Below are 17,426 nucleotides of genomic sequence, written 5' to 3' on the forward strand. Positions count from 1 at the left end.
GCTCGCCCGTTGAGTGGCACCAGGACCGAGACGACGGCCGCGTGGTCCCGGATAGGCTCGGCGGGTGACCGATCTACTGCGAGGACCAATTCACGCCGTGCATGTCGAGTTGGGCGCGACGTTCGCGCCCTTCGGTGGGTGGGAGATGCCCGTGTCCTACGCGGGAACGGTGGCCGAGCACCAGGCGGTTCGCGCCACGGTCGGTTTGTTCGACGTCAGCCACCTCGGGAAGGCGACAGTGCGTGGGGCGGGGGCGGCGGCGTTCGTGAACTCCGCGCTCACCAACGATCTCGGCCGGATCAGGCCCGGCAAGGTGCAGTACACGCTGTGCTGCGCGCCGGACGGGGGAGTGATCGATGACCTGATCGCCTACTACGTGAGCGACAAGGAGATCTTTCTCGTGCCGAACGCTGCCAACACCGCGGCGGTCGTCGCGGAGTTGGGCAAGGTCGCGCCCGAGGGTGTCACTGTGACGGACGAGCACCGCGACTACGCCGTATTCGCGGTGCAGGGTGCCCGCTCCACCGAGGTGCTGACCGCACTCGGCCTGCCCACCGAACTGGAATACATGGCATACGCCGACGCTGAATGGGACGGCCACCCGGTCCGGGTGTGCCGCACCGGCTACACCGGCGAACACGGCTACGAACTGCTGCCACCCTGGGACAACGCCGAACCGCTGTTCCGCGCCCTGGTCGAGCAGGTGCGCGCGGCCGACGGCCAGGTCGCCGGCCTAGGCGCCCGTGACACGCTGCGCACCGAAATGGGGTACCCGCTGCACGGGCACGAACTGTCGCTGGAGATTTCGCCGGTGCAGGCCCGCTGCGGTTGGGCGGTCGGCTGGAAGAAACCGGAGTTCTGGGGCAAAGCGGCACTCGAACAGGAGAAGTCGGCCGGTCCGCGCCGCCTCCTGCTGGGACTCGAAGCCCTCGATCGTGGCGTACTCCGCCAGGGACAGACGGTACTCCGCGACGGCAAGCCGGTCGGTGAGACCACCTCTGGCACGTTCTCGCCCACGCTGAAAGCCGGTATCGCGCTGGCCTTGCTCGATACCGAGGCGGACATCGAGCCCGGAGTCGAGGTGGAGGTCGACGTGCGCGGGCGCCGTTTGCGCTGCAAGGTGATCCGCCCGCCGTTCGTGCAGACGAGCACCAAATAGCCGCGGGCAGTGCCGTGTGGTGTGCGGGAGGCCACCGGCGACGGGGTCGGACCACGGGCGTAACCGGGAAATCGCTCCCGGATAGGATCATCGGCATGACCATTGCCGCACAGTTCACCCGCGTCCCGCATCCCGCGCCCGTTCCGGCGCAGCGGCGACAAGAGGTACTGACGGCGCCCGGGTTCGGACGGTTCTTCACCGACCATATGGTGTCGATCGATTACACCGACGGTGCGTGGACCAACGCGCGTGTGGAGCCGTACGGCCCGCTGCCCCTGGACCCGGCGACGATGGTGTTCCATTACGGCCAGGCGATTTTCGAGGGTCTGAAGGCCTACCGCCAGAGTGATGGCAGCGTCTCCTGTTTCCGCATCGACGCGAACGCCGCGCGTTTCCGCAAGTCGGCCCGCCGTATGGCGATGGCGGAGCTGCCGGAGGAGCTGTTCATCGAGTCGGTGCGCCAACTGCTCGACGTGGACCGGGACTGGGTGCCCGCGGCGGGCGGCGAGGAATCGCTGTACCTGCGGCCGTTCATGTTCGCGACCGAGGCCGGGTTGGGTGTGAAGCCCGCCGCGTCGTACAAGTACCTGCTGCTGGGTTCCCCGGCGGGTGCGTACTTCCCGCGTGGCGTGAAGCCGGTGCGGGTCTGGCTGTCCACCGACTACGTGCGGGCGGCGCCCGGCGGCACCGGCGAGGCCAAGGTCGCGGGTAACTACGCTGCGTCTTTGCTCGCCCAGGCCGAAGCCTCGGCGCAGGGATGCGATCAGGTCGTGTGGCTGGACGCGTGCGAGCGCCGCTACGTCGAGGAGATGGGCACCAACAACCTGTTCTTCGTCTTCGGCTCCGGGTCCGAGGCACGGCTGGTGACCCCGGAGCTGTCCGGCTCCTTGCTGCCGGGCATCACGCGGGACTCGTTGCTGACCCTTGCCGCCGATTCCGGCTTCCCCGTCGAGCAGCGCAAGATCTCGGTGGAGGAGTGGCGTAAGAGCGCCGAGTCCGGTGAACTCACCGAGGTTTTCGCGTGTGGCACCGCCGCGGTGATCACGCCGGTCGGCTGGGTCCGTTCCGGCGAGAGCGAGTTCACGATCGGCGGCGGCGAGCCCGGCGAGGTCACGATGGCCCTGCGCGACACGCTTACCGGCATCCAGCGTGGCACCTTCGCCGATATCCACGGGTGGATGCGTGGGATGTGACTCAGCCCGGCATGAGCATGTGCCACTGGTCGAGGGTCTGCGGGCGCATGACGTAGTTGTCGGCCCGGACAGTGGACAGCGCGGCGTTCGGCTCCTCCGAGTACCAGTGACCCGGGTAGACCACCAGGTCGTCGGCGAGTCCCGCGAGGTAGCGCAAGCTGCGGAACATTTCGTCCGAGTCGCCACCGGGGAAATCGGTGCGACCGCAACCGTCGACGAACAGGGTGTCGCCCGCGAGCAGACGGTTGTCGAACAGGAAGCATTGGCTACCTGGAGTGTGTCCTGGCGTGTGTAACAGCTCGATGTCGAAAGCGCCGACGGTGACCTTGTCACCGTGCTCGTGACCGGTCAGCTCGCTCTCGGCGATGCCGGTGACGTTGGCGACCCACGGTAGCTCCGTGGCGTTGACATGCACTGGGACACTTGTCTTTTCGAGTAACTCGCGCACGCCCCGGAGGGTGAAGCCGAGCATGGTGCCGCCCACATGGTCGGGGTGGTGGTGGGTCGCGAGGACCCCGGCCAGCCGCAGACCGTCTCCTTCGGCGATATCCACCAGGTCGCCCGCCGCGTACGCCGGATCGACCACCACACACTCGCCCGTCTCCCGATCGCCGATGAGGTACGCGAAGTTGCGCATCTGCGTCGCGATCGGATCCCCCACGGCGTAGTCGCGTCCCGACAGCAGTTGGCGAAAATACAGACGCTCAGAAGACATAGTGCTCACCATATTGCCCGCCCCAGCCGATTCGCACGGCACGGCCGGAAAATTTCCGGTGCGTCGGGCTAGACGGCGAGGGACAGCACTGCCGCGGCGACGGCCACCGACGTTTCCAGGGCGGCGCCGAGGAGGTCGCCGGAAAGTCCGCCCAAGCGGCGGACGCAGTGATACACGAGGATCATCGAGGCGGCGAGGGCGAGAAGGATGGCGAGGGGGCCCAGCCAGGGGCGGCCGGGGACGGCCAGCACTGCCAGGGCGACGGAGGCGACGAACCAGAAGGCGGCTGTGAGTGTCGATTGGGTGCCCGCGACGAGGACACCGAAGCTGGTGCCGGGCGCGGCGGCGATGCCCCGGCAGGCGATGACTACGACCACGCGGCCGGTCGTTACCGCGAGGGCCACCGCGAACCACCGGCCCGAGTCGGCGAGAGCCGAGAACGAGAATGCTTGTATCCCCACGGCGAACACGATCCCCGCGACCCCGAACGGCCCTGCGCCGCCGCTCTTCATGATCTGCCTGGCCCGCTCGGGTGGCCCGTAGCTGCCGAGTCCGTCCATGGTGTCGGCAAGACCGTCCAGATGCATGCCCCGTGTGGTCAACGCCAGCGCGCCGACCACCAGCAGACCGGCTAGCGGAGCAGTCGCACCGTCCCAGGTCAGCAGCCACAGCAGCCCCGCGGCCCCCGCCCCGAGCAGCACACCGACAACCGGCGCCGCCGCGATCGCCCGCCCCACCATCGCCCGATCGACGTCATCCGGCCCAGGCACGGGCAGCACGGTCAGCCACGAGATCGCCAGTAATACTCCGGTCATGCCGAACAACCTCCTCTGAAGCCCGCGGCCTCGCGCCTGCCTCGAAAGACCCGCTTCCGGATCGGCGATTGTGCGTCAGGGCGCGGGGACGTCGCGTCGGTCTGGCTGAGTGGCCAGCAGGTCGAGTGAGCGGTGACCCGGCGCGACCAGGTGTGGAGGCGGTCAGGCGTGGTTGCCGAGGAAGCGTGGCCGGCGGTGACGGTGTCCCGCGACCGTGTCCCAGCGGGCCGAGAACGGTTCACTTGCGCAGGTCCAGTGTGGTGCTTGCCGGTTCGGTGGCGGCGTCGGCGGTGCTGACACGGGCGTCGGCGAAGGTGGACATCTCGGCGAGGATCGCGACTGCCGAACGCAGGACGGGGAGGGCGGTGAGGGCGCCGGAACCTTCGCCGAGGCGCAGGTTCAGGTCGAGTAGGGGGTCGAGACGCAGATGTTTCAGTGCGAGGGCGTGGGCCGGTTCGGTCGAGCGGTGACCCGCCAGCCACCAGTCGCTCGCGCCTGGTGCGAGGTCTTCGGCGACCATCGCCGCGGCCGTGACGACCACGCCGTCGAGAATGACCGGGGTGCGCCGGGTAGCGGCCTGGGCGAGGAAGGCGGCCATCGCGGCGAAGTCGGCGCCCGCGGCGATACGGAGGAGTTCGACCGGGTCCTTCACGACCGGGCGGGCACGGCGCATCGCGTCGCGGACAGCGGCGACCTTACGAGCCCAGCCCGCGTCGTCGACGCCCGTGCCGCGCCCGACGGCGGCGACGGGTTCGGTGTCGGTGAGGGTAGCGACGAGCACGGTGGCGGGGGTGGTGTTGCCGATGCCCATGTCGCCCGCGATCAGAAGGTCGGCACCCGCGTCGATCTCCTCGTCGGCGATGGCACGGCCCGCGGCGAGCGCCGCTTGGATCTCCTCGGCGGTGAGCGCGTCCTCGCGGTCGATCGCGCCGCTGGAACGGCGTACCTTGTGCTTCGACACCTGCGGGTCGGTGTCGGCGTCAACGGAGATGTCCGCGACCCGGACCGTCGCTCCTGCCACCGCCGCGAGGGTGTTCACCGCGGCGCCGCCACCGAGAAAGTTCGCGACCATCTGCGCGGTCACCTCGGTCGGATACGCCGAAACCCCGTGCCGTGCGATGCCGTGGTCGCCGGCGAACACCACGACCCGGGCGCGCTCGAACTGCTTCGGCGGGCAGGCGGCCTGGCACGCCGCCACCCAGTTGCCGAGTTCCTCCAACCGGCCGAGCGCCCCACCGGGTTTGGTCAGCTGCGCTTGCCGCTGCTCGGCCGCCACACGAAACTGTGTGTCCGGGGGCGCTACCGGTCCAAATCCGTGAGTCACTGTCGAGCCTTTCGGTCGTGGCGGTTCCCGCCGACTACGCCGCCCAATCTTGCCATTCTTCGGCTCCCAGTTGGCCCTTCACCGGTGCTCCCACACACCTGCCGCGGGAGCGGCCCTACTTCAAGCGAAGGGGTATGCCCGCGACGACGAAGTACGCCTCGTCGCAGACTTGGGCCAGGCGCTGGTTGAGAGAGCCGATCTCGTCGCGGAACAGACGGCCCGAGCGGGTCGCCGGGATAACGCCCATGCCGACCTCCGGGGTCACGATCACGAGGTGGTAGGGGTAGGCGGCGATGGCCGCGACCAGGGCGTCGGTGTCGGAGGAGATCGTGCCGCGCGGGGCGTCCCACGCCTCGCGCGCATCGATGCGGGCGGTGAGCCACGTGCCGATGTCGTCGATGAGCGTGCTGCCCCGGGGATTGGATGGCAACATCGGTTCGGTGAGAACCGTTGCCGGGTCGGCGCTTTCCACGGTCGACCAACTTCCGGGTCGGCGGCTGCGGTGCTTGGCTATCCGCTCGGCGAAATCCAGGTCCGCCGGGTCGGGCACCGCGGTGGCGAGATAGCGGACCGGACCGCCCGCCCTGGCGGCGAGCTCCTCCGCAAATGCCGACTTACCGGATCGCGCGCCGCCGAGAATAAGTGTGCGAGGCGCGGATGCGGACGAGGAACTGTGCGGCACCGGTGCACCGTATCAATCGGCGCAGCTGAGCCATCCGTCCGCGATGTGTCGACCGTCACTCGCGCCGTCTACCACCCAACGGCCATCCCGCACCGCAACGACTACACCGGCGTCTCCTGGCCCACATCCGGGTTACCGCCGAAGCGGCGGCGATATTCGGTGGGGGCGATGCCGACGAGGCGTTGGAAGTGATGGCGTAGGAGGGCCCCGGAGCCGAAGCCGGAGCGGGTGGCGATGCGTTCCAGGCCGAGATCGGTTTCCTCGAGGAGTTGCTTTGCCAGCAGTACGCGCTGATTGGTGAGCCATTTCACCGGGGTGGTTCCGGTTTCGGCCGTGAAGCGGCGGGCGAAGGTGCGGGTGGACATGGTGGAACGGGTGGCAAGTTCCTCGATGGTGTGTGGCAGGTCGAGGTGTTCGTTCATCCACGCCAGGGTCGGGATGAGGCTGTCGGAGGTACAGGTGACGACCGGGCGTTCGATGAACTGACGCTGCCCGCCGTCGCGCTGGGGCGGCACCACCATGCGCCGCGCGATCGCGTTGGCGACGCTACTGCCGAGTTCCCGCCGCACCAGATGCAGGCAGGCGTCGATGCCCGCGGCGGTGCCCGCGCTGGTGATCAGGTTGCCTTCGTCGACGAACAGGACGTCGGGATCGACCGTGGCCTCGGGGTACTCGGCGGCGAGTTTCTCGACGTAACGCCAATGCGTGGTGCATTTTCGCCCGTTGAGCAGCCCGGCCGCACCGGCTAGGAAGGCTCCGGAGCAGACGGTGAGCACGGTCGCGCCGGCCGCTGCCGCGTCACGGACCGCGCCGACAACCCGTGGATCGTATTCCGTGCCAGTCGCGGCGGCCGGGATCGCGACCAGGTCGGCCGCCGCCAGCTCCACGAGCCCGTATTCCGGTGTGACGGTGATCCCGGGACTGGTCGAGTGCAGCGGGGTGCCCGGCTCTGCTCCGCAGACCCGGAAATTGAAGCCGGGCAGTCCGTCGGCGGTCCGGTCGAGGCCGAAAACCTCACAGATGACCCCGAACTCGAACATGGCCATTCGTTCGGACAGCACCACGGCGACCTTCGACAGCATGCGGGCAGTCTACTGGCCGAATTTTTACGAACATTGTCAGCACAGCCACTATCGGCGGTAAATGGCCGGGCGCAAAATTACTGCCATGGTTACTTTTCTTGTTTCCCTTGCCGCCATCGTGGCCTTCGCGATGCTGGTCGGGTACGGCACCGGCCGGGCAGGCTCATCCGATGTCGTCGACCGCGACGCCCAACGTCTGCAGGCGGAACTGGTCGCCATGCTCGGTCGCGACGCCCACCACCGCTGACAGCGAGACCGAACGGCAACGGCAGCCGCACCTGCGAGTCAGACGCTGTCGCCGGGTCCGACCCGCGGTTTCGGGGCGCGCATCTTGCGGATCTGGGAGGCGCGGACGAAGGCGTACCAGCCGAGCCGGTATCCGGTGTCGGTGCTGTCCGGGAAACGCTCCCTGACCCGGTTGTTCACGATCCGGCCGAGCAGAACGCCCTCCGCGATCATGAACGCCATCATCACCAGCATGGCCAGCGTCACGATGGTCTGCAGCGCGGGCGCGACGAACATCGACAGGATCAGCACCAACGCCATCGGCATGAACAGGCCGACCAGGTTGCGACGGGCGTCCACGATGTCGCGGACGAACGCTCGCACCGGCCCCTGGTCGCGCGGCAGCAGGTATTTGTCTTCGCCCGCGAGCATGCGCGCCCGCCGATCCTGGGCGGCCGCGCGCCGTTCGGCCGACGCAGCCTTGCGGTCCTGTCTGCTGCCGCGGGTGGCCTTGCGACGGGCGCGGGCCTCTTTCGCGGTGAGTGGAGCGGGGGCTACGGGGCCGCGGCGCTTGCCTTGTGCATCACGGCGTTTGGGGGTGGGGCGGCCCTTGCCCGCGGTGGCTGGGACCGCCGCCCGGGTGGAACCCGCGGCCGAGTCGCCATCCACGACCGCCGTCGATTCGGCGGTGGTGTCGGTGGTGCTGGACTCGCCACGACGGAACAATTTCACAGCGACCAGGCTATTCGATCGACAATGCGACAGGAAACGCGGTCCGATTCGCCGGGAGTGTGCGCAGTCACGGAGGTCGCCTGCCGCGGCGAGCCGGGTGGTGGCAAGATGGGGGAATAGCAGCCTACCGAGTGGTGTTGACCAACACGACCCGTGCGCTGCCACGGGTTGACCAAGGGTTCCTCGAGGAGAGTTCATGACTGTGCAGAACGAGACCGCCACCACCCATGGTGTGACTCTGACCGACGCCGCCGCCGCGAAGGCGAAGGCGCTGCTGGATCAGGAGGGTCGCGACGACTTGGCGCTGCGGATCGCGGTGCAGCCGGGCGGTTGTGCCGGCCTGCGCTACCAGCTGTTCTTCGACGACCGCTCGCTGGACGGTGACCTGATCGTCGATTTCGGTGGCGTGACGCTGGCCGTCGACCGGATGAGCGCTCCGTACGTGCAGGGTGCCTCGATCGACTTCGTCGACACCATCGAGAAGCAGGGTTTCACCATCGACAACCCGAACGCCACGGGCTCCTGCGCCTGCGGCGACTCCTTCAACTGAGCTCCCCGCCCAGCCGTGCGATGAGCGCAAATCCTGTGTCACCCGACTAGTACGGCCTGAAGACCTGGAGAGGCGGAATCAGCTACGGTGAGACCGGGACTCGCGTCCCGGTCCAGACCGCCTGCCGCCTACTTTTGAAGGGCTCAGCCACGTGTCCATCGCCGTTTCCGCGTCCATTGCGACCGACCATCTCATGCGTTTTCCCGGACGGTTCGCCGACGTACTGCTGGCAGATCAGCTCGACCACGTGTCGCTGAGCTTCCTTGTCGATGATCTGCAGATCCGCCGCGGAGGCGTCGGTGGAAACATCGTCTACGCCATGGGCTTGCTGAATCGCGCACCCCTTCTGGTGGGCGCCGTCGGCGCCGATTTCGCCGAATACCGCGCCTGGCTGGAATCGCACGGTGTCGACTGCTCCGGTGTCCTGGTCTCCGACCGGGCGCACACCGCCCGTTTCGTCTGCACCACCGACGACGACATGGCTCAGCTCGCGTCGTTCTACCCCGGTGCGATGAGTGAGGCGCGCGACGTTTCCATCGCTCAGCTCGCCGAGACGCGGGAGCTCGGCCTCGTCCTGATCGGCGCGAACGATCCCGAGGCGATGCTGCGGCACACCGCCGAGTGCCGCGAACTCGGCATACCGTTCGCCGCCGACCCCTCCCAGCAGCTGGCCCGCCTCGATGGCGACCAGTCCGTGCAGCTGATCGACGGTGCCGCATACCTGTTCACGAACAAGTACGAGTGGGCGCTGCTGTTGCAGAAGACCGGCCTGAGCGAGGAAGAGGTCGCGAAGAAGGTCGGTATTCGCGTCACCACGCTCGGCGCGGACGGTGTGCGGATCGTCGACCGCGACGGCACAGAGGTGACCGTCGGCGTGGTTCCCGAGACCGAGAAGGTGGAGCCGACCGGTGTCGGTGACGCGTTCCGCGCGGGCTTCCTCACCGGCCACACGGCCGGGCTGAGCTTGGAGCGTTCCGCCCAGCTCGGCTCGCTGATCGCGGTGCTCGTGCTGGAGACCATGGGCACTCAGGAGTGGAAGCTGAACAAGGAAATCGCGCTCGAGCGCCTGACCGCCGCCTACGGCCCCGAGGCCGCAGCGGACATCAAACCCCTGCTCTGATCCGCCTCTCAGGCCGTACTGGTCGGGTGGCGGGGGATTCGCGTTCAGCTCCTGCGTCTGGCGCCGCTCGAGTTTTGGGTGTACCCGGTGAGTTACCCACATGCTCACGAAATCACTTGCGCTGGGAATCCTGGGGTTACCCGCTGATGGCGGCGAGCCGCCCAGGGCTCGAGCGCGCAGCAAGACCTTACGTGATTCAGGTCACCTGACTGCTATGGCCCGCCACGCAACTACTGATTTCGCATGAACATCCGCAACTACTGAATTCCCATGAAGACACGCAACAACTGATTTCGCACGAACATGGGTAACTCACCGGGTACACCCAAAACTGAAGCGGCACCCAACGCAGGACCTGAACGCAACTTCCCTCGCCACCCGACCAGTACGGCCTGAAAACCCGGAGAGGTGGAACAGACAGCTAGAGCGAAACCGGGTACATCGGCTCCTGGATCTCCGGCTTGATCCGATCCTCGACGAAGATGCCGTGCCACACCATGAAGACCAGCAGCGTCCACAACCTGCGGCTGTGATCGGAGAGCCCGGCCCGGTGCGCGACGAGCATGTCGCTGATCGCGCTCTTGTTCAACAGGTGGTCGGTCTGCGACTCGGCGACCTGCTGCTGCGCCCAGTCGTAGAGCTCGGTGCCGCGCAGCCAGTGCCGTAGCGGTACCGGGAACCCGAGCTTTGCGCGATGCAGCACGTGCGAGGGCACGATCCCCTCCAGCGCCCGGCGCAGCGCGTACTTGGTGGTTTCCCTGGTGATCTTCTGGTCGAACGGCAGCCCCTCGGCCACCTTCAGCACCTCGGCGTCCAGGAAAGGCACGCGCAGTTCGAGCGAGTTGGCCATGGTCATCTTGTCCGCTTTGACGAGGATGTCGCCGCGCAGCCAGGTGAACAGGTCCAGGTGTTGCATGCGCGTCACCGGATCCCAGCCGCGCGACTGGGCGTACAGCGGAGCGGTGACGTCCTGGTGGGTCCACTCCGGCCGGAATTCGCGCAGCACCGCACGCAACTGGGCGTCGTTGAAGCTGCGTGCGTTGCCGTAGTAGCGCTCCTCCAGGGTGAGCGAGCCGCGGTACAGCAGGCTCTTGCCTCTGGTGCCCTCCGGAATGCGGTCGGACAGCTTGCCCGCCAGCCTGCGCAGCCCGCCGGGTAGCATCTCGAACGGCTTCAGCGACAATGGTTCCCGGTAGATGGTGTATCCGCCGAACAGCTCGTCCGCGCCTTCGCCGGAGAGCACTACCTTGACGTGTTTGCGGGCCTCCTTGGCCACGAAGTACAGCGGGACCAGCGCTGGGTCGGCCACCGGATCGTCTAGGTACCAGACGATTTCGGGAATCGCCGCCGCGAACTCGGCGGGGGAGACCACCTTGACGACGTGGCGGGCGCCGATCGCCGCCGCGCTTTCGGCTGCCACGTCGACCTCGGAGTAGCCCTCGCGCTCGAATCCGGTGGTGAAGGTGATCAGCTTCGGGTTGTGCCGCATGGCCAGTGCGGCGACCGCTGTGGAGTCGATGCCGCCGGACAGGAACGAGCCGACCGTGACGTCCGCGCGCATGTGTTTGGCCACGGAATCCTCGAGCGCCTCGGCGATCTCGCGGTAGCGCGCCTCGGCCGAGCCGGGGGCGAAGGGGCGCACCCGGAACTCGGGGCTGAAGTACCGGGTGATCGTCGGCGCCTGTCCCAGCCGCACGGTGGCGTAGCTGCCCGATTCGAGTCTGCGCACGTCCTTGTGCAGCGTCTCGGGCTCCGGCACATACTGCAGCACCGTGTAGTGCTCCAGCGCCCTCGGGTCGAGCGCGTCGCTCAGCTGCAGTGCGGGCAGCAGTTGCAGCAGGCTCTTCTTCTCGCTGCCGAACACGGTGCCGCCCGGCCCACTGGCCAGGAACAGCGGTTTGATGCCGAACGGGTCGCGGGCGAGGAACAGTTCCTCGGTTTCGGTGTCCCAGATCGCGAACGCGAACATGCCGCGCAGCCGCCGCACGGCCTCGGGACCCCAGTAGTGGAACGCCGCGACGATCGCCTCGCTGTCGCCCTCGGTCTGGAAGATCTTGCCGTCCGGAAACTCGTCGGCGTGCGCGGCGGCGATCTCCGTGCGCAGCTCCAGGTAGTTGTAGATCTCGCCGTTGAAGGTCAGCGCGTAGCGCTCAGGGTTCTCCGGCGGGCCCCAGCGTAGCGGCTGGTGCGAGTGTTCGATATCGATGATCGACAGGCGGTTGAAGCCGACGATCAGGTGATCGTCGTGCCAGGTGCCACGCTCGTCCGGGCCCCGGTGGCGCACGCAGTGCAAGGCTTCGTAGACCTGCTCCACCGTGCCAGGTGCTGCCTCGTCAGATGTCAGGAATCCGAGCAGTCCACACACGGCGCCGGCAACCTCGTTTCTCGCAGTCGGTGTACGCGCTCACGGAGCGGAGCGCGAGGACGAAATCTCGTGTCCGAGTATGCCGCACACACCGGATCCGCGCGTCGCGCACACGGCGTCCTGGGCGGATGCGCTGCTGACGGATATCCCGGCGTGATCGGCGAGGTGTCGAATCCGACCCGACGACGAGAGACGCGCTTGTTTGGTCTACGCTGCGTAGTACTCAGGTCTCTCTCAGGCGACCCGTGCGCGGACGTGCCGGCCCCGAGGGCGTCCTGAAGCATGCTTAGGACGCATCGTCAGGGCCGATCGCAGCTCTGACGATGCACTGTCGAAATGTGTGGCGACCAGGAAGGCGTGAGCGTGGCGCACAAGGCGAGCGAAGAGATCGGGGCACGATCCGCCCGGGGTCGGCAGGGCCGCATCCTTCGGCGGGCCGGGCTGGCGGTGTCCTTGGGGATCACCGCGTTGCTCGTCTCGGGCTGCTCGATCGACAATGTCTGGCTGCGGTTCGGCTGGCCCTCGGGTGTCACGCCGCAGGCCGCCCGGATGCGGGAGCTGTGGACCTGGTCGGTCATCGCGGCGCTGGTGATGGGCGTGTTGGTTTGGGGCCTGACCTTCTGGACCGTCACCTTTCACCGCAAGAAGGCGGACTCGCCGGAATTCCCGCGGCAGACCGGCTACAACGTGCCGCTGGAGCTGACATACACGGCGATCCCTTTCGTCATCATCGCGGTGCTGTTCTACTTCACCGTGGTCGTGCAGAACTACGTGCACGAGAAGGTGGACAATCCCGACGTCACCGTTGACGTGACCGCTTTCCAGTGGAACTGGAAGTTCGGCTACCGGGAGGTCGACTTCAAGGACGGCTACAAGTTCGACGGCATCGACACCACGCGCGAGACGTCGAACCAGGAGCAGCTCGAGGAGTACAAGGAGCGGACCGAGGACGGTCACCCGCAGCCGGGCCCGGTGCACGGCAAGCCGGCGAACGACATCCTGTCCTACCTGCACTACGACAAGGTCGAGACGATCGGCTCCAGCTCCGAGATTCCGGTCCTGGTGCTGCCGACCAACAGGGTCATCGAGTTCCAGCTCGCCGCGGCGGACGTGGTCCACGCCTTCTGGGTGCCGGAGTTCCTGTTCAAGCGCGACGTGATGCCGAACCCGAAGGAAAACCACTCCGACAACGTCTTCCAGATCACCAAGATCGAGAAGGAGGGCGCGTTCGTCGGCCGCTGTGCCGAGATGTGCGGCACCTTCCACTCGATGATGAACTTCGAGGTTCGGGCGGTCTCGCCGGAGAAGTTCACCAAATACCTGGACGCGCGCAAGGCGGGTAAGACCAATGCAGAGGCGCTCGAGTCCATCGGTGAGTCTCCCGTCGCCACCACTACCACGCCGTTCAACACCAAGCGGGACACCAAGAGCGCGGCCGCGGCCGAGGGCAAGTGAGGAACTGATCTGACATGAAGATCGAAGCGCGGATTTTCGAACTGCTCACGGTGTTCTTCATCATCGTGGCGGTGGTCTACGGGTTCTTCACCGGCCAGTCGCGCACCGGCGTCGAGTGGGCGGGCACCACCGCAACCGTCCTGACCGCGGGTCTGTCGCTGATCATCGGCACGTACTTCCGCTTCGTCGCACGGCGTCTCGACCTGCGCCCGGAGGACTACGAGGACGCCGAGATCGTGGACGGCGCGGGCGACCTCGGCTTCTTCTCGCCCGGCAGCTTCTGGCCCATCACCCTGGCAGGCGCCGGTGCGGTGACCGCCCTCGGCCTGGCGTTCTTCCAGTTCTGGTTGATCGGCATCGGCGTGGTCTGCGTTTTGGCCGCCGCCGCGGGCCTGGTCTTCGAGTACTACCTCGGCCCAGAGAAGCACTGAGCTGTTCCGCCTCTCCGGGTATTCAGGCCGTACCAGTTGGGTAGCGGGGGATTTGCGTTCAGGTCCTGCGTAAGTACAGCTCGAGTTCTTGGCGTACCCGGTGAGTTACCCATGTTCTTGCGAAACCAGTGGTCATGTTCGTGACGACGGGCCCCGAGTCGAACGACTCGGGGCCCGTTTCAGTTTCCAGAATGTTGTCGATTGCGCCATCGCCACGTAGAGGTGGCGAGTCTTTCCTACACCCCTTTGCGGCTGCGGCCGCGCGGTCGATGCGTCAGTGATGATGTCGCTGCTGGTGAAGGTCGCGGTCGTCAGTACTGGTCGGTGTGAACGCCGGCGGTGGGTTACCGCTCTAACGGGACCACGTCGGCATCACTGCTGTTTTCGAGCGATGCGAGATCGAGCGTTGCCGGTTCGCGGCGCGGCTGGCATCGGAGTGGGCGTCGCGTCGCGACGATGTTTTCGATGACGGTTCCGGTCGCCGGCTATTGTGCCAACGCAACCACACCAGCCCAACCCCCGGTTCCGAGCGAAGCGAGACCGAGCATTGTCTGTTCGCGGCCCGGCTCGCGTCCGAGCGGCCGACGCGTCCGCGACGAAGTCGCCAGCGGCGGTCGCTCGGACGCGAGCCATTAGGGGGCCGCGGACACGCGGCGCCGAAGGTGCCGCAATCCTAATCAGCCTCGTAGCGCAGTGCGTTCTCCGAGCGGCAGATATCGTCGATGCTGGAAACGATGTCGCGCAGCAGTTCCGAGGGCACCGCGGCGGGCCGCAACCGGCAGGTGAACGTGATCAGTCCGTGTTCTTCGCAGGAGAGGCCGCGCGCGGCCGATTCCGAGCGCAAGTAGCGTGAGCGCACGCCGTAGGTCATCGCCGAGATCACGGTGAAGCAGCCGGTGCGCTCACGGTGTCCCGCGAACAGATCGTGCAGGCGGTAGAACACCGACGTGTAGCTCGACAGCGGCGCGAAAACGCCCACCCGGTAGGCCGGTCCACGCTCCGACGAGCTGAGCGCTGTATCGGCCAGATATTCGGCGTCGCGCAGGGTCTGCACCTTCGGCGCGAACAGCACCGCGCCCGCGGCGGCGTTGCGGACCGGCATGCCCGCCTTGCCGCCCGCGGCGGAGGCGATGACGCCCAGCGATTTCCGGGCCCGGGACCCGACCTCACGCCGGGCTCGTAGTGATCTGGTGGGCGCGGTGGGGTGCAAGCTCGACCATTGGCCGAAGCGCACGGTGCCCAGCTGCACGTGGCCGGTGCCGACCGGGCGCGCCACCTTCAGCGGGGCGGTGTCGACCCAGCGGCCGACCTGTAGCGCGGCTGTGCCCGGCCGCGCGATCGCGGCGTAGGCGTGCTCGACGAACGAGTCGAAGTCGAGGAATCGGTCGGCGTTGGTGGTCAGCCAGGTGTGGTCCTTGTCGATGTCGATCGCGTCCAGGGTGAGCGCGGTGATGATGCCCGCGCGCCCTCCCGCGCCGAGGATGCGCTGGAACCGCTCGGTGTGGTGACTGCGGCCGCAGGTGCCGATGCGGCCGTCGTTGTCCACGTACTCCAGATCGACGATCTGGTCGATGAACAGGCCGTATCTGTGCGAGGCCGCGCTGACTCCGCCGACCGAGGCGAAACCGCCCGCGGTGATGTCGCGGTGGTCGCCGACGATGGGCAAGCCGAGCCCGTGCGCGCCGAGCCTCCGGTCGATGTCCGACAGTTTGGCGCCCGCCTGCACCCGTACAGTGCGTCGGCCCAGGTTGATATCCAGCACCTGGTCCATCCGGCGCAGCGAGACCACGGTCGGTTGGGCGGGCAGCGTGAGGCCCTCGTCGATCAGCTCGCCGCCGCGCACCATCAATTGTTCCGCTCGCCCGCGTGAATCCCGAACCGTGCGAACGACATCGGCGGTATCACGGGGAAGGAATTCCTCGGCGTTGGAGACAATCTGCGGCGTGCTCATGGCACGAAAGCTAACCACAGCGCGGCCCGCGACGCTCACCCGAATCCCGATGCTACCGGGACGCGGGCGCGAGGCGCTTGCTGAACAGCACGGATCCGCTCGCGTCGCACAGGTCGACGGTCAGTTCCCTTGACTTCCCGTCGATCCGTACCTCGCCGAAATGTTGGAAGGCATCCAGCGGCGAGCTGTTCTGCATCGGCGGTGCGTGCACGTACACCGCTTCTGGGCCGAATGTGCCGTCCAGCGGATTCGGGCCGAACGCGCCCGCGTTCAGCGGACCGGAGACGAACTCCCAGAACTCGTCGAAGTCGGTGAACGCCGCTCGGTCCGGCGAATAGTGGTGGGCCGCCGTGTAGTGCACGTCTGCGGTGAGCCACACCACATTGGCGACCTTGTGCGCCGCGAGCGACGAGAGCACTTGGGCGATCTCGCTTTCGCGGCCCGAGGGTGCGCCGGGGTCGCCGTTGGCGGGGCCTTCGTACGCGACGGTGTTCGGCTGTTCACCGTCCTGGACGACCAGGCCGAGCGGCAGGTCGTTGGCAATGATCTTCCAGGTGGCTCGGGACTTGCGCAGGCCATCGGTCAGCCATTTCGTCTGCGCCGCACCGAAAATGCGGCCGTTCGGTCCTTTGTCGGTGTTGTTGGTGTCCTTGTAAGTGCGCATGTCCAGCACGAAGATGTCCAGCAGCGGACCGTAGGAGATCTTGCGGTGCAGACGACCGTCCATCGCTTCCGCGGGATCCAGCGGCATCCACTCGTGGAATGCCTGCCAGGACCGGGCGGCCAGGGTTTCCATGCTGCGCTCGGCATAGCCCTTGGACTCGGCGACCAAGCCGCCGGGGTACCAGTTGTTCACGGTCTCGTGGTCGTCCCACTGCACGACCTGAGCGACCGCGCTGTTGAAGCGGCGGTAGTGCTCGTCGGTCAGGTTGTAGGCGTAGTTGCCGCGGAACTGGTCCAGAGTCTGCGCGACAGCGCTTTTCGCCTCACTCACGACATTGCGCCAGATCCGGCCGTCGGGCAGGGTGACCGATTCCTTCAGTGGGCCATCGGCGTAAATCGAGTCGCCGGAGTGCAGGAACAGGTGCGGGTCGCGGGCGGCCATGGTGGCGAAGATCCGCATGCCGCCCAGGTCCGGGTTGATGCCGAAGCCCTGGCCGACGACATCGCCGGACCACTGCAGCATGAGGTCCGAGGTGGCGGTCGGCACGGTGCGTAAGACGCCGGTGACGGGTTCGGAGATGGCGCCGTCGTCGCCCTCCAGCGTCACCCGGTAGTGCACCTGCTGTCCGGCGGGCAGGCCATTGACCCGCACCCGGCCTGTGCCGTCGGAATCCGGGGTGAGCAGTGGCCCGGTGAAACGCTCGGCGTTGGTGAACGATTCCGTGGCGGCGGTCTCCACGATCAGCTTCGCTGGACGGTCGGCGCGCGCCCAGATCAGGGCGCCATCGTTGCGCGGGTCGCCCACCGCGACGCCGTGCGTGAGCACTGGGCGCTGCCGAACGAGGCCGGGACCGCTGCCGGACGAGCAGGCCGACAGTGCCGGAGCCGTCACGAGACCGAGGGCGGAGGCCCGTAGCAGGGTGCGCCGGGAGATGTCGAATTCCCAACCAGTCATGTGACAACT

Annotated in this window: 16 protein-coding genes; 7 read left to right on the forward strand and 9 right to left on the reverse strand. The window is 67.3% G+C overall.

Annotated features, from left to right (window positions below):
• Window positions 1-64: 64 nt before the first annotated feature.
• Both gcvT and OH799_RS34255 read left to right on the forward strand, forming a co-directional pair.
• Entirely contained in the window at window positions 65-1,159 is a 1,095-nt protein-coding gene (gene gcvT, locus OH799_RS34250) for a glycine cleavage system aminomethyltransferase GcvT (protein WP_406273091.1), read from the forward strand.
• 95 nt (window positions 1,160-1,254) lie between these two features.
• The gene (locus tag OH799_RS34255; protein WP_406273094.1) at window positions 1,255-2,352 is read left to right on the forward strand and encodes a branched-chain amino acid aminotransferase; all 1,098 of its coding nucleotides are present in this window, start codon (window positions 1,255-1,257) and stop codon (window positions 2,350-2,352) included.
• Between the two features lies 1 nt (window position 2,353).
• On the opposite strand, the gene OH799_RS34260 is transcribed toward OH799_RS34255, so the two are convergent.
• From OH799_RS34260 to OH799_RS34280, 5 genes are all read right to left on the reverse strand, one after another.
• Complete coding sequence (locus OH799_RS34260) at window positions 2,354-3,067, reverse strand: MBL fold metallo-hydrolase (protein WP_357272362.1); 714 nt, start codon at window positions 3,065-3,067, stop codon at window positions 2,354-2,356.
• A gap of 68 nt (window positions 3,068-3,135) precedes the next feature.
• A complete protein-coding gene (locus OH799_RS34265) occupies window positions 3,136-3,882 on the reverse strand; it encodes an adenosylcobinamide-GDP ribazoletransferase (RefSeq protein ID WP_406273097.1) in 747 nt (248 codons plus the stop codon).
• Between the two features lie 238 nt (window positions 3,883-4,120).
• Window positions 4,121-5,206: a nicotinate-nucleotide--dimethylbenzimidazole phosphoribosyltransferase gene (gene cobT, locus OH799_RS34270; RefSeq protein WP_406273100.1), complete on the reverse strand. Its 1,086-nt coding sequence runs from the start codon at window positions 5,204-5,206 to the stop codon at window positions 4,121-4,123.
• A gap of 115 nt (window positions 5,207-5,321) precedes the next feature.
• A complete protein-coding gene (gene cobU / locus OH799_RS34275; RefSeq protein ID WP_406273103.1) occupies window positions 5,322-5,888 on the reverse strand; it encodes a bifunctional adenosylcobinamide kinase/adenosylcobinamide-phosphate guanylyltransferase in 567 nt (188 codons plus the stop codon).
• Between the two features lie 101 nt (window positions 5,889-5,989).
• Window positions 5,990-6,970: a helix-turn-helix domain-containing protein gene (locus OH799_RS34280; protein WP_406273106.1), complete on the reverse strand. Its 981-nt coding sequence runs from the start codon at window positions 6,968-6,970 to the stop codon at window positions 5,990-5,992.
• Between the two features lie 85 nt (window positions 6,971-7,055).
• Between OH799_RS34280 and OH799_RS34285 the strand changes: the two genes are divergently transcribed.
• Window positions 7,056-7,217, forward strand: a complete 162-nt coding sequence (locus tag OH799_RS34285; RefSeq protein ID WP_406273109.1) for a hypothetical protein — start codon at window positions 7,056-7,058, stop codon at window positions 7,215-7,217.
• 38 nt (window positions 7,218-7,255) lie between these two features.
• On the opposite strand, the gene OH799_RS34290 is transcribed toward OH799_RS34285, so the two are convergent.
• Window positions 7,256-7,927, reverse strand: coding sequence for a DUF3043 domain-containing protein (locus tag OH799_RS34290; protein ID WP_406273112.1), 672 nt, complete (start codon window positions 7,925-7,927; stop codon window positions 7,256-7,258).
• A 196-nt stretch (window positions 7,928-8,123) separates the two neighbouring features.
• Here OH799_RS34290 and OH799_RS34295 point away from each other — a divergent pair, with 196 nt between their 5' ends.
• Window positions 8,124-8,477: an iron-sulfur cluster assembly accessory protein gene (locus OH799_RS34295; RefSeq protein WP_327114428.1), complete on the forward strand. Its 354-nt coding sequence runs from the start codon at window positions 8,124-8,126 to the stop codon at window positions 8,475-8,477.
• A gap of 151 nt (window positions 8,478-8,628) precedes the next feature.
• Window positions 8,629-9,597 carry a carbohydrate kinase family protein gene (locus OH799_RS34300; protein ID WP_406273116.1) on the forward strand — a complete coding sequence of 323 codons (969 nt, stop codon included), beginning with the start codon at window positions 8,629-8,631 and terminating at the stop codon, window positions 9,595-9,597.
• Between the two features lie 421 nt (window positions 9,598-10,018).
• Here OH799_RS34300 and asnB read toward each other — a convergent pair whose 3' ends face one another.
• A complete protein-coding gene (asnB, locus tag OH799_RS34305) occupies window positions 10,019-11,962 on the reverse strand; it encodes an asparagine synthase (glutamine-hydrolyzing) (RefSeq protein WP_406273119.1) in 1,944 nt (647 codons plus the stop codon).
• 336 nt (window positions 11,963-12,298) lie between these two features.
• Between asnB and OH799_RS34310 the strand changes: the two genes are divergently transcribed.
• Together OH799_RS34310 and OH799_RS34315 are read left to right on the forward strand one after the other, a co-directional pair.
• Window positions 12,299-13,417 (forward strand): cytochrome c oxidase subunit II, encoded by a 1,119-nt coding sequence (locus OH799_RS34310; protein WP_406273122.1) that lies wholly within the window; start codon window positions 12,299-12,301, stop codon window positions 13,415-13,417.
• Between the two features lie 14 nt (window positions 13,418-13,431).
• Window positions 13,432-13,848, forward strand: coding sequence for a cytochrome c oxidase subunit 4 (locus OH799_RS34315; RefSeq protein ID WP_406273125.1), 417 nt, complete (start codon window positions 13,432-13,434; stop codon window positions 13,846-13,848).
• Between the two features lie 673 nt (window positions 13,849-14,521).
• Here the strand turns inward: OH799_RS34315 and OH799_RS34320 are convergent.
• Both OH799_RS34320 and OH799_RS34325 read right to left on the reverse strand, forming a co-directional pair.
• A complete protein-coding gene (locus OH799_RS34320; protein WP_406273127.1) occupies window positions 14,522-15,799 on the reverse strand; it encodes an FAD-binding oxidoreductase in 1,278 nt (425 codons plus the stop codon).
• Window positions 15,800-15,851: 52 nt separating this feature from the next.
• Window positions 15,852-17,417: an alkaline phosphatase D family protein gene (locus tag OH799_RS34325; RefSeq protein WP_406273131.1), complete on the reverse strand. Its 1,566-nt coding sequence runs from the start codon at window positions 17,415-17,417 to the stop codon at window positions 15,852-15,854.
• Window positions 17,418-17,426: the final 9 nt, after the last annotated feature.

Origin of the sequence: Nocardia sp. NBC_00881, from assembly GCF_045207455.1 — a bacterium.
GTDB lineage: Bacteria > Actinomycetota > Actinomycetes > Mycobacteriales > Mycobacteriaceae > Nocardia.

Bases quoted from the DNA above. Each gene is read 5' to 3' on its own strand.
- OH799_RS34265 (WP_406273097.1), bottom strand. From the start codon at position 3,882: ATGACCGGAGTATTACTGGCGATCTCGTGGCTGACCGTGCTGCCCGTG.
- OH799_RS34315 (WP_406273125.1), top strand. From the start codon at position 13,432: ATGAAGATCGAAGCGCGGATTTTCGAACTGCTCACGGTGTTCTTCATC.
- OH799_RS34320 (WP_406273127.1), bottom strand. From the start codon at position 15,799: ATGAGCACGCCGCAGATTGTCTCCAACGCCGAGGAATTCCTTCCCCGT.
- OH799_RS34260 (WP_357272362.1), bottom strand. From the start codon at position 3,067: ATGTCTTCTGAGCGTCTGTATTTTCGCCAACTGCTGTCGGGACGCGAC.
- OH799_RS34325 (WP_406273131.1), bottom strand. From the start codon at position 17,417: ATGACTGGTTGGGAATTCGACATCTCCCGGCGCACCCTGCTACGGGCC.
- OH799_RS34310 (WP_406273122.1), top strand. From the start codon at position 12,299: ATGTGTGGCGACCAGGAAGGCGTGAGCGTGGCGCACAAGGCGAGCGAA.
- OH799_RS34285 (WP_406273109.1), top strand. From the start codon at position 7,056: ATGGTTACTTTTCTTGTTTCCCTTGCCGCCATCGTGGCCTTCGCGATG.
- OH799_RS34295 (WP_327114428.1), top strand. From the start codon at position 8,124: ATGACTGTGCAGAACGAGACCGCCACCACCCATGGTGTGACTCTGACC.
- OH799_RS34280 (WP_406273106.1), bottom strand. From the start codon at position 6,970: ATGCTGTCGAAGGTCGCCGTGGTGCTGTCCGAACGAATGGCCATGTTC.
- OH799_RS34255 (WP_406273094.1), top strand. From the start codon at position 1,255: ATGACCATTGCCGCACAGTTCACCCGCGTCCCGCATCCCGCGCCCGTT.